Origin of the sequence: Chitinibacter bivalviorum, assembly GCF_013403565.1 — a bacterium.
Lineage (GTDB): Bacteria > Pseudomonadota > Gammaproteobacteria > Burkholderiales > Chitinibacteraceae > Chitinibacter > Chitinibacter bivalviorum.
The window spans coordinates 3230720-3245172 of sequence record NZ_CP058627.1 but is presented as its reverse complement, the minus strand read 5'-3'; the positions used below and the strand labels follow the sequence as shown (position 1 = coordinate 3245172).

Genomic DNA, 14453 nt, shown 5'->3' with positions numbered 1-14453 from the left:
TCGCACTTACAAGCCCTCATCCAAGCACTTAGCCAGCTCCGCCGCCTGACCTTGGCTGCTCAGCACATTCGGAAAAGCCCCACCGTTCATATCGCCAATCACGGCAATATCTGCATGTAATTGCTGCAGCGCCTGATCCTCAAACAGCACAGAATACTGCGAAATGATGCTTGATGGCTGATAGCCGTAATAGATGCAGGCGTAGTCATATTCTTGTTGATTAAGTACGACTTTGTTATCAAGCAGGGATGGCTGCTCTAGATGGGTATTTTCGTAAAGAGCAATATTTGATTGCTTTACAGCTATATACATCACAGCAGACGCACGGAATTTGCTACGACAGTAAAGATCAACTTGGCAACCACGTTCTGCCAAAATCAACGCATGTTCAAACGCATTATCCCCCCCGCCCAATACCGCGACGCGATGCATGGGGCCGATGACGGCGATTTTCTGCATCCCTGGGCCCACAATCAATCGCGGGTGCGGTGGATAGGGTGAGTACGGTGTTGCGCCACAGGCAAAGACGATTTTACGCGCCTCAATGCGGTGACCATTGCTCAGCTGGCAACGCCAAGTATCGCCCCGCTCAATCGTCGTGATTTCGCTAGCCAGCAGGCAATGGGTGGGGTCGAGTTGGGCGCGCATTTTGGCGACGTAGTCTTGGCCGCTAATCTGCTCAAACGCTGGAATCCATTTGAGCGGATACTGACTGTCGCGCAAGCAGCCGCCCAGCTCGGCTTCGCGCTCGACGATCAGCCAAGTGCGCGCCAGCCCGGTCAGCCACAGGGCCAGCGTCATACCGGCGACACCGCCGCCAACGATCAAAGCATCAACTTGCTGGGTGTGTGCAGACATAGGCAATACAGTTTATTGAAGTAAATTAATCAAAATGAGCTTGGGCGCCGCCCGATTGCATTCCATCGGCGCAGTCAGTCAGCATCGACTTCCATGTTAAAATCTCGGCCACACCGATACTTACAGCTCATTTTACATGAATCCCAGCCAGCCTCAGCTCCCTACGCCAGATATTGCCGCCGCCGCATCGAGCGATGCATTGTGCCGACATATTCGCTCGCACATTGCCACGCAAGACGGCTGGATTTCGTTTGCTGATTATATGCGCATGGCGCTCTACACGCCGGGTTTGGGGTATTACAGCGGTGGCGCGGCTAAATTTGGTACTGCGGGTGATTTTATTACTGCACCGGGGCTGTCACCGCTGTTTGGTGGCTGTGTGGCCGCAACGATTGCGCATGTATTGCAAGAATCCGGTGGCAATATTATCGAAGTCGGCGCAGGCACAGGGCAACTCGCGGCTCAGATCTTGGCCGAGCTCGAACGACTAGAGCAATTACCCGCGCAATACGGCATTCTGGAATTATCGGGTGAATTGCGCGAGCGCCAACGGCAAACCTTGCAAACGCTAGTCCCCCACCTGGCCGAGCGTGCCGTCTGGCTCGATACCTTACCGACTGAATTTGTTGGCGTGATTGTTGGCAATGAAGTACTCGATGCCATGCCCTGCGAAGTGCTGCAATTGGTCGATGGCGCGTGGCAACAGCGCGGCGTGGTGGCGAGCGAAGAGGGTTTTGCGTGGCAAAACCGACCGCTGCACGATGCAAATTTGCTGGCCGCATGTGCTCGCTGGCCGCAAATTCCGGGCTATACCAGCGAAGTTCAGCTTGAAGCACAAGGTTTTATCGCCGCGCTGGCCAATAGCCTGCAACGCGGCATGATACTCATGCTCGATTATGGCTTTCCGGCGGGTGAGTTTTATCATCCTGAGCGCAGCATGGGCACGCTCATCGGCCACTATCGCCATCACACCGTACACGACCCTTTCCATTGGCCCGGTCTCACCGACATCACGTGTCATGTCGATTTTTCTGCCATGTATCAGGCTGCAGATCAATCTGGGCTTTGCCTAGATGGCTATACCTCGCAAGCTAGCTATTTGCTCGATTGCGGCATTCTTGATCGCGCAGCTCAGCTCGATAGCCAGTCGGTCGAATATTTACGCACCGCCGCCGCCTTGCAAAAACTACTGGGTCACGCCGAAATGGGCGAGTTATTCAAAGTGATCGCCTTTTCGCGCGGCCTCGAAGGCGCAACCGCACCGGGATTTCGCGCTCAGGATCGATCAGGCGAGCTGTAATTTAGCAGCCAAAAAGACTCAGCTGCACTTGCCGTAACGACATTGCTACCAGCTCAGGGCAACCAGCTCACCCGATTGCGCAGCGTGGCTGGCACTGTCATTTTCCAGCGCTCAATCTGGGAGCGGCTCAGCATGATGCGCGCCGGGCTGCTGGGGCGCACGGCTTGGGTTTGCTGCGGCAATTGCAATTGCGCTTTGGCCATCGCCCCCGCCACCGCGCCCTGCTCGAAACCGGTGATCACCGCGCCGCCCAGCGCCGCTTCGCGGCCAATTTGAAAATCCCAAAAGCCAAACAGGGGGATTTTGCTGTTGTGATACGTCCAATGTATCACTTGCTGGGCATCGACATTGTTCTGCTCCATATCGAGTAAGGCCTGATAAGGGCCAAGCAGGATGGCATCATATTGCTCTGGCGCTTGCGTGACCTTATTTTTCCAATCTTCAAAGCTAGTCACAATCTGCACATGCACCCGCGCATCCGCCACGGCGGCAATTTCATCGCGCAAGATCGGCGAAGTTCGCTCTTGATCGAGCAAGACCAAGATCCGTCTGGCTTTGGGCAGTAATTCATTGATCAGCGCAAAGCTGCTTTTGTATTGCGGCCGCTCCAATACGCCCGTTAGCGTGCTGGGCAATTTGCCATTTTCAAAATAGCGTGTTGGGTCGGCATTGATACCCAGAAACACCGTCGGCATCTTCATCCGCGCCAGCTTTGGCCCCATTAAGGCCAAAGCGGCATCATCACCCAGTATGACGAGCTCTGGGTTGACTTCGTGCATGAAGCGAAACGCCAGCGTAGCTTGGTTCAAATGATCATCGGTGGGTAATCGTTTGGTGTCGAGCGAAAAAAAGCTCAACTCTGCCATGCCATCGAGCTTACTTTTAATCCCCTGAATATATTCGCGATCCCAGCTATTTTCAGGGTGATAACTTTCAATAATCAGCACATGGGGCAATGCCAGTGCCCATGTGGGTATCACCAGCAAAGCCAATAGCAGAAATCGCTTGGCGATCATACCCCAAGCTCTACCATCAAATCATCGGCCAAGGCTTCCAGTGCTTGTCGCAATTGCAAGGTATCGACACTCGCCGGAGCCGATAGATCGGCCTGAGCGTGAAACATGGTATCACCGGACATGGGCGCACTATCGAGCCAAGTGGTGAGCTTTTCCACGTTCACATGATGACGCGCCAAAATCGCCGCCACATCTTTCACAATCCCGATGCGATCATGGCCAACCAAGCTCAGCGAAATCATTTGCTGCGCGAGCGGCTCATTGTCTTGATCGAGTACGCCGCGAATATCCAAATCAGGCAGCGCCTGCAAAGCATTTAAAAGCGCAGCGCCATCGTTTTCCAACGCGACTTTCACAATCCCGGCAAATTGCCCCGCCAAACGCGAAAATGAAGATTCGAGCCAATTGCCACCCTGAGCAGAAATCAACACGGCCAATTGTTCCACCAGACCCGGCTTATCCTTACCCAGCACCGATACAATGAGTACGTTTTTCATAAGACCTCAACAAGCAAACAGCACGAAGTGCCGAAATGAGTTTCAAATGGCTTTTTGCCATCATGGATGACACTTTGATATTGTTATATCACGGCTATTACGATTTTAAGATGCTGTGAGCCTGATTTTTGAATTACGAGTTTTTGATGTAACACATTTGCATAATGTAATCGGCAACATGTTTACGCAAGGCGCTATTTCGCAGCGCGAATGTGCTGCTGAGTAATTCGCAGCAATTTTGCAAAATTGCGTGGTATCAACCGCATCCTATAAGCACAACCATGAACTACGTGCGGCTTTATCCTGCACTTTAATTACCAAATAACGTGTCACGACGGACAACAAAAAGCCCGCTACAATTGAGCGGGCTTTTTAATACCTCACCAGTGTATCAACCTAAATGTCTTTAATTAAAAGGCCTTTAGGTCAATACATCGCATTAATTAAAATGCACCGACTGGTTTTTGTGGGAACTCTTGCTTAGTTGCAAACGTTTTACCACCTACGGTGATCACAAAGTTCGATGGGCCTGAGATCGGCAGTTTGTAATCGAGCTTGATGTCTTTCACCGCGCCAATTGCCATGGCAGGCAAGGCTACGTCCACAGTGTGGAAGTCCCCTTTATAGCCGCCAATCGTGCTACCCGTATGCTCAGAAGCCACCACAGTCAGGCCGCTACCGGCCATCGTGTTTGGTGCTGATACTGGGTACTGGAAGGTCAATTTCGCGCCCGTTGGCAATTTCACGCCGGTGTTGTTGACGATATGCAAAGTTGGGGTAATTGGGTAATTACCTGCGTCGCCCAAACCAAACTTGGTCAACTCAACCTGAATATCGACCACTTGCGCTGGCATTGCTACTTTCGCACGTGTATTGCCGTACGGTGTCGCGCTACGGAATTTATCCGCCAACAGTTTGCTCAAGGTAGAGCCCGGTACGTACTGACCTTTGCTGCCATTCAGATTGGTGCGGTTAGCATCCCAATCATAATCTCCAGCCAATTCCCAGTTCATCGCACCGCCAATGCCGTTTTTGATAATCCAATCGGCTTTGACTTGCATTGATTGCTCATCTTCGGTCGACAGGAATACTTTCTTGGTTTCATTCCACAACCAAGGAGCAACCAGCGTTGCATCGTAGTAGCGGTCGTACTTGCCAACGATATCGGCGGCAGTGAAGCCCCAATCTTTCAGGTAATCACCCGCGATGCCTTTCTCAAGGTTTTTCGCGTGCCACATTGGGTTTGAACCTGCGTCTTCGACGCTGCCTTTTTCATCAACGTCAAACCAGATATTGTCGATGCCTTTCGCGCCAACACCGCAAGGCGCTTCAACGCCAACTGGGCAAGTATTGGTGGAAGCCGTACCCCACAGACCATGAGTACCGCCAGTTACATTCGACCAACCACGGGTATAGTATGGAACACCAACGTTAATGCGGCCTGCAGGCATAGACCCACGATAGTATCGGTAAGCCCAATCGGTATTCAGATAGCCAATGCCGCCGTATTGCGCGTCGGTGTAAACACTCCAACGTGCCAACTCGCCATCTTTGCCATCGTCAAACAGCGCCGCATTCGGGCCAACAAACTCGTTCCAAGTACCGTGCAAGTCGTAGCTCATCACGTTCACGAAATCGAGGTATTTGGTCACTTGGTAAGATTCCATACCGCGCAACAAATAGCCTGATGCAGGTACGGCCGCGGTCAGCTGGTAGTACTTGCTATCGGTCACAGCGGCGGCATCGAGTTTCTCACGCAGAGTACGCAGGAAGACGCGATAACCTTCTTGCAAACCTTTCTGACGTGGCGTTGCGAAAGACCAATCCAGCGGATTGCCCGAGTTTTCCATCGTGGTTGGATATTCGTAGTCGATATCCGCACCGTCAAAACCATATTGACGAACAAACGCCACCACCGAATCGGTGAAGGTATTGATGCCTGTCGTGTTCACCGTACCGTCGGCATTCACCGTCATCGCGTAGAAGCCACCCGAAGCCACACGTTTGCCATCAGCACCAAAGTAGCCGCCGGTTTCAGCCCAGCCACCAATCGATACCAGTGTTTTCACGCCTGGGTTGAGTTTTTTGTACTTGTTCAACAAATTGAAATGGCCTTTGTAGCTGTAGCTAGGGTCCATTTCAGCGCCAACGATGGTCGGCCAAGTCATATCGGTCGATTCATTACCTGCGGCTTCGGCATTCACCGAAATCTTGTTGCTGCCATCAATGTGCGCAAAGGCATAGTTGATGTGCGACAGATTGCCCCAAGGAATATTGTTCGCCAAGAACACGCCTTGTTTTGGATCTTTACCGGTGCGCCAGTTCGCGAAATAACCAATATTGCGGCGTTGCAGACCATTCGCCAGCTTTTCACGGCCATTGGTGTCATATGCCAAGCAATAGGGTACGTTCGCCACCGAGCTAGTCAGGCCATCTGGACGGCATTGTTCGTTGCTACCCACCACTGGCGTGCTCGTTGGAGTAGGTGTCGGCGTCACAGTGACAACTGGTGTTGCAGTTGGGGTCACCACTGGTGTTACCGTTGGCGTCGCCGTTGGGCTAGCGCTTGGTTTTGGTGTAGCGGTTGGCGTAACGACTGGCGTTACGGTCGGCGTCACAACCGGGGTAGTCGTTGGCGTTACCACGCCGCAAGCGCCACCCGCTTTCCACAAGGTTGGCGTGGTATCTGGCGTCCAGCCCGCTCCCACATAGGCGGTGTGCGCGCTCAAAGCGGTATAAGTCACGCCCTTATAGCTCACCACATCACCGGCTTTATAGCTTGCGCCTTCGGTCCAAACTGTACATGAAGCTACAGGTGGCGCCGTCACAACAGGGGTAACAGTTGGTTTAACAGTGGATCCTGGTGTTGCTGATGGTATAGGGTCGTAAGTTGGCGATGGAGGCGTCACTGCAGGGGTTGGAGCTGGCCCGTAAGTTGGCGCAGGAGTCGTTGCACCTGTGGTGGTACATACGCCCAGATCAGTCCAGACGCCCCAGTCGGCTGACTTGCTGGGGTCATCGCCCATCGTCCACCATTTATTTGAATAATTATGTCCAGCAAAGCTCACTTGCGTGCCACCTGCTGCATACGTTGTGGTGCTCGACCATGGCGCAGCACAATTTGCCGCTTGGGCCGAGCCCGCAGCCGCAAAAATGCCGAGCGCAATCGTGCTCAGTACAAATCTCGTTTGCATTTCTCTCTCCATCCGTTTTGGGATTGTATTTTTGTAGTGGTATTTAGATGTAGCGACATTAAATACCACTACAAGCAGCATATTCGGGCAAACCCTTACAGCTGTCAATCTTGTTTCCCTTAAAGAGGATCAATGGTGAGCAATCCAGAGAGCCAGCTCACAACGCATCGAGCAGGGATCTTAATCAGCTGATCTATCAAGACATTCTGCAAAATCGACATCGCCACAATGCATCAATTTTCCCCCATAAAAACACGATCCAAGCGAGCCTGACCGCATGCTGTTCGCCAAGCGGCGATCAGCTCGCATAGTTAATACCAGAGCTTCATCGCGCCGCTTCCCCAAGACAATCCACATAGCGACACAAGGTAAACCCGCATCAGAAATTCATAATTTAAACGATCGTTTGTAATAATTGATCGCGATGATGCGCCATCTTTAGGGAGAACAAAGATGGATCGTCGCCAATTTATTCGACTCGCCGGCTTTATGACCGCGAGCGTCGCCAGCCCACTCTTGATCACCGCTTGTGGTGGTTCGTCGGATGCCAGCTCGAGCACTTCAGGTGCGAGCACAACACCCGCACCGGGCAAGTTATTTCAATTCCCACAAGGGATCGCGTCGGGCGACCCACGCGCTGACAGCGTGATTTTGTGGACGCGCGTTTTACCCGTCGGCATTGATCCAATCAGCAGCCAAAGCGCTGCGATGGATAGCTCCATTGTGTTGCAAGTCTTTGAGGGTGACCCCGCGGCCTTAACCGGCACGGCAGGTGTACTGCAAGGCAAACTCGTTGCCAATGTCACGCTCAATGCCAGCAGCGAGTGGGATCACTCTGTACGCCATAAATTATCTGGTCTACAGAGCAATACCACCTATGGGTATCAGTTTATCGCCGGCGGCAGCCGCTCGATGATCGGCCGTTTCAAAACTGCACCCGCCGCCACTGCCGATGTATCGCAACTGAAATTTGCGTTTTTATCGTGCCAAGATTGGAGCATCAATCACTGGGGCGCGTTTGATTTGCTCGCCAAAGACGAGCTCGATTTCATCGTGCATCTGGGCGATTACATTTACGAAACCGTTGGCGAAGCCTTCCAAACGGGTCAAGTCGAAAGCGCGCACTCCGCGCTCAAACTACCCGATGGCCCGTTCAAAAACGGCCAATCCGGTGCGCGCTACGCCAATACACTGGCCGACTACCGCGCACTGTATAAGCAATACCGTAGCGACCCGCGCCTGCAACAAGTTCACGCCCGCTTTGCCATGATCGCGATCTGGGATGACCACGAGTTTTCCGATGATTGCTGGGGCGATGCAACGACCTACGACAATGGCACGTATGACGCCAAAACCGGCGGTGATAATAAACACGAAACCACCCGACGCCGTTCGGCCAATCAGGCGTGGTATGAATTTATGCCGGCCGACGTGGTGTTTGATGCCAAAGCGACGGGCTTTCAAACCGTGCGCCTGTATCGCGATTTCCAATTCGGCAAATTGCTGCATTTGGTGATGACCGACGAGCGCCTGTATCGCGCCGATCACATCATCCCCGAAGCCGCCGCTGGCAGCTCGGTTGGCAGTCGTTACCTAGTGCCCAGCAATATTCTGGCTGGCGCTGAAGCGCAAAAAATGGCCGCAGGCAAAGCCGCGGGCGACGAGTTGGCGCTGGTGTCGATTTTGGGCAAACCACAACGTGATTGGTGGAAAACCACGCTCAAGTCATCTCCCGCCAATTGGAAGGTCTGGGGCAATGAGGTGTCTTTGCTGAAAATGCGGCTGGATGCGCGCAAGCTCGCTGGCGTACCCGTCGCGATGCAGCAGGATTTCGTGCTCAATGCCGATCAGTGGGATGGCTTTAACGCCGAGCGCAGCGACCTGCTCAATTTTATTCGTAGCAATAGCATTAAAAATGTCGTGGCCGTTACGGGCGATATTCACAGCTTCTACGCTGGCGTTGCACACGCCGATTACAGCCAAAATACGCCAGCCTTAGTCGATTTGGTGACGGCCGGCATCAGTAGTGATTCGTTCTACCATTATTTTGCCAGCTCGGTACGTGACCCCGCTTTGGCCAGCTCGCAGCCTTTGGTCTTTAGCAGCGACGCGGGCGCGGAACAAATCGCGATTCAAATGCTCAGCATTGCCATTGCGCAAAAGGCAGGCGTGAGCAATCTGAACGACAGCGCAGCTATCAAAGCAGCCGTTGGCGGCGCAGTTGCCGCAGGTTTAGTGCCCGCGGCTGCCTTTCTGCCCACGGCCAATCTGAGCAAAGCCGAGGTTAATACCTTTAATGATTTGCTCGGCGGCGAATTGGGTAAGACCATTGCGGGCTTGATCGCTAATTTGGCGGCCAAAGGCTTGTCGGTTGCGGCGCAAACGCTGTATGCCTTGGTAGCCAAATCGATTGCTGAAAAAATGAGCATTTCGCCAACGCAAGTGCCTGCCGCGCAAATCGTGCCATTCCTGAATCCATTCGCTGATCAGGCCACCGGCAAAGGCCCGATTAACAACCCGTGGATTCGTTATGCCGATACCGATGCGCAAGGTTACGCGGTCGTCACCGTCACCCCAGACGCGCTCAACTGCACGTTCCGCAAAGTCAATTTACTGCAAAATGGCCAATTGCCCGCCACCGTGCTGAGCAAAGAAACCCGCCTGCAAGTGCAATCGGGCGTGGTGGACGTAAAGCTGGTCTAAACTGAGGCACTAAAAAAACAAAAGCCCCTGTCACATACAGGGGCTTTTTTTAATCAAGGCGTTGCTTAGAACGAGCCTGACATACTCAGCGACACAAATGGCATTGCATCGTGTTTTTCGGTGCTGATTTTCTGACCATTCTGGTTGTAAATAATAAACTCGCCCGACACAGCGCTACCGACATAGGCATCAAAGCGCACCGCTTTGCTCACGGTGTATGAGCCACGGACAAACAATGGAATTGAGTTGTCCTCCAATACGCCATTGGCTGCGACTTTATTATTCGTCGCGAGGCGCGTTTGGTAGCTGCGCCATGTGCCGCCAGCCGCCAATTCAACTTGTGGCGCGACTTTCCAAGCTAATTCCAAACCTGCCGGGCCAGCTGGGCTGGCGACAAATGGGTTTCCCAAACGCAAGGCATCGGTAATTTGCCAATTCACAATCAAAAATGGAAAGACTTGCGCTTCTTCCAGCCCAGTCCAAGCGCCCAGACCCAAGCCCAGCATCAAGCCCGGCGAGATAAACTTGGCAGCAAATGCAGTTGCGCCATAGCTCATGCTCTCGCCTTGATCGGCGCCAGTTTCACCAGCGTATTGCACATTGGGCGCCACCGAGAATAACCAGCCCGATTGCGTGGCATAGGTATAAGGCAAACTAATATCAAAGCGATTCAAATTGCCCCATGGCGTCACACCGCCCCATGCTTGCGGGTTTTCAAATGACCAATTCTGACGAGCCGCTTTAAGCGTCACACCCAAGCTTTGCTGCGGATCAAGCTGGGTTTTCGCGCCCACTGAGCCCAGAACCCATGTCGCGCTGGCTTTACCGCCTGAGTCGAGGTTGAAGTCTGGTACATACACTGGCGTAACAGCATAGCTAAACTCGGTACCCGCTGCGTGGGCGAATAGGGGCGCAGCAGCCAGCAAGGCGCAGCAAATAGACTTTTTCAACATAAATCAACTCACAGTGGTGGGCGGAATAAACCAAGCTAGAACGGCTTGAGGGGCGAATTTTAGAGGCTATTGATGACAATTGCGACAAAAGAGCGAAAACGATCGTTTTATTGCCTAATAACTACGACGTAGCCACAGCACAGTCGGCAGTTCAGCTTTGGAGCGATCAAGTAGCGCGCGATGCTGCATAAACACCGAGCCAAAACGAGCGCCCATATCGGCCCAAAAATAGCTGCTTTTCACTGCCAGCAATTGACGCGGCACTTCTGCCTGACGCTCAGTTGGGAGCAGGGCAACAAAGTCATCGACACTAGCGAAGTATTTACTCCTACGCCTTGATAAAGCTTGCTCTGCACCCGATACCCCAAGCTTAGGCATCCAAGCGGCCAACACTTCGGCCGAGACAAAATTGACATTTAGCGGCGTACTCACCGGCAAGGCCACGACATTGGCTTCCAAATTGCGCAGCGTCGCTGCGTCATAGCCCGCCACATTGGCCAGCTCCGTCAAATCAAGTAGGGGCTGCAGTTTGACCTTGTCACCGGTTTTCAGCGCGTGTTCAGTCAAATATTTTTGTAAGCCATCAGCCAAATTGGGCGAAAGCGACAGATTGATCATCAACTGTCGATACGCTGCCAGCGCAGCCATATCGAGCTGGCCGTCGCTGGTGATCAGATTATTCACATTAAAACGGCCATTGAGCTCGACCAAGCGGCCGCTTAATGCGCCGTTTTCAACCTTGATTTCCGGAATCGGTATCGCCCAAGGTTTGAGCAAATGATCGGGCTCGCCCTGGCGGGCATCGTCGCGCAAAGTCAGGCGCACCAATTGCAATACCGACCACGTCGCCGCACGCGCCTCGGCGGTGTCTTTGCGGATTTCGAGTTGCTGCAAAGCGCGCTGCTGACGCAGCATGAGCAAGCCCGCAATCGACGCCACCAAGGCCGCCACCATCAGCACCGCAATAATCGCGACACCGCTTTGACGCAAAAGTGATGTTTTAGCCGCGCTCATGGAATTAAAAAGATCCGTTCATACATGCCATTGTGCTGCTGCATCGCCAAACGAATCCGAATCGCCCGCGGGCGGCTAGACTGCGTCCACGTCGGCAGCCACTGATTTTTCTCGTCCATAAACGCCAGCTCGCACTGACTCAAGTTTTTCAATAATTGATGTGTCACCGGCTCAATGCCCTCGCGCAAATCGGGCTGAGGATAGAGCTTGAGCAATAATTGCTGATCACGGCATTCATAAATGCCATGCAGCGGTGCGCGATTGGCATCAAAGCGCACAAATTCCAAACCCGTCGGCGCGGCGGCGCTACTCACACTGCGCAGCGGCGACTGCATTTGCCCCGCGCCATCACGCCACGGGCGCGGCGCCAATTGCGATAAATCACTTTCTATCCGCTCAAACGCCAGCGTCAGCTCGCGCCAATACGCCGTTTCACTCACCACCGCGATGCGCGTATCAATCACCATCGTCACGCCGCGATAGGTAATCAGACTCATGATTGCAAAAATCGCCAAAGCGACGAGGACTTCAAGCAACGTAAAGCCTTCATTTATGCGGCTAAGCCGCTCAATTTGGGTGCGCGTTCCGCCGCGCGAGCAGGAAGGGGGCTTTGCTTCTCCAAAGCCCCCAACACCCCAAAGGAGCCCCGAGGCGAACCCGGCTCCGCCGTTCCCTCTCTCGTTGCGAGCCAAACGATAAAACTGTTCGTCTCGCGCCTCACTCGGTGTTCGCTTTAACGGGAATTCAAGCCCCTGCACCAGCATCGCGTCATATACACCACTAGGTATTGCCTTAAAAACAAAGAAAATAAAGGACTTTATTGATATACCTATTAAACAATTTGAAACTTGATCTCTGTTCTGGGGCTTAAATTCCCGTCCAAGCGAGCCGAGTGAGGAGCGAGACCCTAGGCTCGCGACGAGAGAGGGAACGGCGGAGCCGATCGCGCCTCGGGGCTCCTTTGGGGTGTTGGGGGCTTTGGAGAAGCAAAGCCCCCAACCTGCCTGCGCGGCAGAACGCGCACTCATGCATATCGCGCCAAAGGCGCTTAAAATACTCAGCACATTTTGAGCACAACTCAAAACATTGATATGTATTTGGCCACAAGCCAATAAAATCAAAGCCCTCATACCATTACTCCGTCTTCGCAGCATAAAACACCTGCAAAGCCAGTACGTAATCGGGCTTATCCACACTCGATACCGCCAGCTCAATCCGCCGAAAACTGTAATTGGGCGTCGGGCTGACATTCATGCGGTAAATGAAATTCTCGCCGCCTTGCGTCACATTGCCTTGCGTCGCGCCGGTTTCGGGAAAGCCGCGCATCGCCAGTTGTTGATTGACCAAATTGCTCGCCACCCAGCTCGCCAACGTGCGCGTGCGATAGTCGATCAGCGTGTCGGTGCTACTCATCACCAGACGCGCGGCGGCCGCCAGCGTAATGCCCAGCACGGCCAGCGCAATCAACACTTCAATCAGCGTAAAACCTTGCTGCCGTTTCATGGCGACACCTTGGCGGTGGCACTGGCATCAAAATCCAGCAGCGCAAAACGCCCCATCACATCACCCCCGACGCGCAGCTTTTGCTCACCGGCGACAATTTGAATCTGAAATGGCTCGATCACGCCATCACTGGGAAACAACACGCGCTCGCCCAAGGGGCGCTGCTGTTGATTAACAAATTGCGAGCTGATTTGCACACCCTCGCCCAAACGCGTATTGCGCAAGGCGTCGTTATTTTGAATAGGCTCCCACTCCAGCCGCTCGTTTTGCAACCAGAATTGATACCCCGCACCGTCGCTCGACCAGCCAATCACGCGACCTTTGGCAATCGCCTCATCGCGTGCCGCTTCAAATTGCAGCACCAGCCGCTCCGCCGCCTCAGGCGCGCCGCTGCCGCGATTAAATTTGAACGCAACAAAGCTCGTCACGATCATGATGATCGCGGTGACGACGAGGATTTCGAGCAGCGTGAAGCCCGAATGAGGAAGTCGGTTTTTCAAAAATCTCTCTGTAAATAAATTCAATAGGGTAAGCCGGAGCTTGGATTGGCGGCTATGCGCCGCGGCACCCACTTTCTTTGCTTCGCCAAAGAAAGTGGGGAAAGAAAGGCGACCCGGGCGAAAAGCGCTCCGCGCCAAGCCTCTGCTCGTCGTGAGCCAAACGATCAAGCCGTTTGTCTCCCTCCTCACCTCGGTTTTCGCTACACGGGAATTCAAGCCCCAATCTGAAACATCGCACTCTTTTTCGAATAAAACGAACAGCGAAGTAGGCTGGATGAGCGCAGCGTTATCAGGCTTCGAGCATCACTCGCTGTCGGATAAGGCCTTCGGTTAATTCGACCTACCGAACTCATACCGTGCAAACAGCGAGCGAGAAGTTCGAGGGCAAGGCAGAAAATCGCGAAAAACCGGAATGTACTGCAGTACATGAGGATTTTGAGTGATTTTCTAACGCAGCCATCGGACTTCGCAGCCGCTGTTTTATTGCTGCCACGAGCCGATGAGGTTTTCTGGATTATCCGCCCCCGCCTGCCCTTCCGGCCCGTAGCTCAACACATCAATCTCACCATGCGCGCCCGGGTTCAGATACACATAATCTGCGCCCCAAGGGTCTTTCGGTGCTTTTTCGAGGTAGCCGCCCGATTTCCAGTTATTCGGTACTGGCGCGGCTTGTGGTTTTTCGATCAGGGCTTTGAGGCCTTGTTCGGTCGTTGGGTAGCGACCGTTATCGAGCTTATACAATTTCAGCGCAGCCATAATTGCCGACACATCTTGCTTGGCCGCGACAATGCGCGCTTCGTTCGGGCGATTCATGATTTTAGGTACGATCAAGGCGCCCAAAATTGCCAGAATCGACACAACGACCAAAATCTCAATTAAGGTAAAACCACGGTTCTTTTTCATACTTACTCCACA

Annotated in this window: 12 protein-coding genes; 2 read left to right on the top strand and 10 right to left on the bottom strand. The window is 53.3% G+C overall.

What is annotated here, in order from left to right; translation table 11 throughout:
• Positions 1–6: 6 nt before the first annotated feature.
• Positions 7–858 carry an NAD(P)/FAD-dependent oxidoreductase gene (locus tag HQ393_RS15415; protein ID WP_179356283.1) on the bottom strand — a complete coding sequence of 284 codons (852 nt, stop codon included), beginning with the start codon at positions 856–858 and terminating at the stop codon, positions 7–9.
• A gap of 136 nt (positions 859–994) precedes the next feature.
• Between HQ393_RS15415 and HQ393_RS15410 the strand changes: the two genes are divergently transcribed.
• On the top strand, positions 995–2158 hold the full coding sequence (locus HQ393_RS15410) for a class I SAM-dependent methyltransferase (protein WP_179356281.1): 1164 nt from the start codon (positions 995–997) through the stop codon (positions 2156–2158).
• Between the two features lie 53 nt (positions 2159–2211).
• Here HQ393_RS15410 and HQ393_RS15405 read toward each other — a convergent pair whose 3' ends face one another.
• From HQ393_RS15405 to HQ393_RS15395, 3 genes are all read right to left on the bottom strand, one after another.
• On the bottom strand, positions 2212–3174 hold the full coding sequence (locus HQ393_RS15405; protein ID WP_179356278.1) for an ABC transporter substrate-binding protein: 963 nt from the start codon (positions 3172–3174) through the stop codon (positions 2212–2214).
• The gene (locus HQ393_RS15400) at positions 3171–3671 is read right to left on the bottom strand and encodes a glycine cleavage system transcriptional repressor (protein WP_179356276.1); all 501 of its coding nucleotides are present in this window, start codon (positions 3669–3671) and stop codon (positions 3171–3173) included. Before HQ393_RS15400 ends, HQ393_RS15405 begins: the two co-directional genes overlap by 4 nt.
• A gap of 443 nt (positions 3672–4114) precedes the next feature.
• Positions 4115–6865 carry a glycosyl hydrolase family 18 protein gene (locus tag HQ393_RS15395; protein WP_246307909.1) on the bottom strand — a complete coding sequence of 917 codons (2751 nt, stop codon included), beginning with the start codon at positions 6863–6865 and terminating at the stop codon, positions 4115–4117.
• Positions 6866–7318: 453 nt separating this feature from the next.
• Between HQ393_RS15395 and HQ393_RS15390 the strand changes: the two genes are divergently transcribed.
• Entirely contained in the window at positions 7319–9568 is a 2250-nt protein-coding gene (locus HQ393_RS15390) for an alkaline phosphatase D family protein (RefSeq protein ID WP_179356274.1), read from the top strand.
• 65 nt (positions 9569–9633) lie between these two features.
• On the opposite strand, the gene HQ393_RS15385 is transcribed toward HQ393_RS15390, so the two are convergent.
• From HQ393_RS15385 to gspG, 6 genes are all read right to left on the bottom strand, one after another.
• Positions 9634–10521 carry a hypothetical protein gene (locus HQ393_RS15385; RefSeq protein WP_179356271.1) on the bottom strand — a complete coding sequence of 296 codons (888 nt, stop codon included), beginning with the start codon at positions 10519–10521 and terminating at the stop codon, positions 9634–9636.
• 114 nt (positions 10522–10635) lie between these two features.
• On the bottom strand, positions 10636–11535 hold the full coding sequence (gene gspK, locus HQ393_RS15380) for a type II secretion system minor pseudopilin GspK (RefSeq protein ID WP_179356268.1): 900 nt from the start codon (positions 11533–11535) through the stop codon (positions 10636–10638).
• Positions 11532–12299: a type II secretion system minor pseudopilin GspJ gene (gspJ, locus tag HQ393_RS15375; protein ID WP_281361470.1), complete on the bottom strand. Its 768-nt coding sequence runs from the start codon at positions 12297–12299 to the stop codon at positions 11532–11534. Before gspJ ends, gspK begins: the two co-directional genes overlap by 4 nt.
• A 370-nt stretch (positions 12300–12669) precedes the next feature.
• Positions 12670–13038, bottom strand: coding sequence for a type II secretion system minor pseudopilin GspI (gene gspI, locus HQ393_RS15370; RefSeq protein ID WP_179356263.1), 369 nt, complete (start codon positions 13036–13038; stop codon positions 12670–12672).
• Positions 13035–13538, bottom strand: coding sequence for a type II secretion system minor pseudopilin GspH (gspH, locus tag HQ393_RS15365; protein WP_179356260.1), 504 nt, complete (start codon positions 13536–13538; stop codon positions 13035–13037). Before gspH ends, gspI begins: the two co-directional genes overlap by 4 nt.
• A 480-nt stretch (positions 13539–14018) precedes the next feature.
• The gene (gspG, locus tag HQ393_RS15360; RefSeq protein WP_179356257.1) at positions 14019–14441 is read right to left on the bottom strand and encodes a type II secretion system major pseudopilin GspG; all 423 of its coding nucleotides are present in this window, start codon (positions 14439–14441) and stop codon (positions 14019–14021) included.
• Positions 14442–14453: the final 12 nt, after the last annotated feature.

What these genes read in the sequence shown, in the direction of transcription:
- HQ393_RS15395 (WP_246307909.1), bottom strand. Translation starts at nt 6,865, where the DNA reads ATGCAAACGAGATTTGTACTGAGCACGATTGCGCTCGGCATTTTTGCG.
- HQ393_RS15400 (WP_179356276.1), bottom strand. Translation starts at nt 3,671, where the DNA reads ATGAAAAACGTACTCATTGTATCGGTGCTGGGTAAGGATAAGCCGGGT.
- gspI (WP_179356263.1), bottom strand. Translation starts at nt 13,038, where the DNA reads ATGAAACGGCAGCAAGGTTTTACGCTGATTGAAGTGTTGATTGCGCTG.
- gspG (WP_179356257.1), bottom strand. Translation starts at nt 14,441, where the DNA reads ATGAAAAAGAACCGTGGTTTTACCTTAATTGAGATTTTGGTCGTTGTG.
- HQ393_RS15415 (WP_179356283.1), bottom strand. Translation starts at nt 858, where the DNA reads ATGTCTGCACACACCCAGCAAGTTGATGCTTTGATCGTTGGCGGCGGT.
- HQ393_RS15390 (WP_179356274.1), top strand. Translation starts at nt 7,319, where the DNA reads ATGGATCGTCGCCAATTTATTCGACTCGCCGGCTTTATGACCGCGAGC.
- HQ393_RS15405 (WP_179356278.1), bottom strand. Translation starts at nt 3,174, where the DNA reads ATGATCGCCAAGCGATTTCTGCTATTGGCTTTGCTGGTGATACCCACA.
- gspJ (WP_281361470.1), bottom strand. Translation starts at nt 12,299, where the DNA reads ATGCTGGTGCAGGGGCTTGAATTCCCGTTAAAGCGAACACCGAGTGAG.
- HQ393_RS15385 (WP_179356271.1), bottom strand. Translation starts at nt 10,521, where the DNA reads ATGTTGAAAAAGTCTATTTGCTGCGCCTTGCTGGCTGCTGCGCCCCTA.
- gspK (WP_179356268.1), bottom strand. Translation starts at nt 11,535, where the DNA reads ATGAGCGCGGCTAAAACATCACTTTTGCGTCAAAGCGGTGTCGCGATT.
- HQ393_RS15410 (WP_179356281.1), top strand. Translation starts at nt 995, where the DNA reads ATGAATCCCAGCCAGCCTCAGCTCCCTACGCCAGATATTGCCGCCGCC.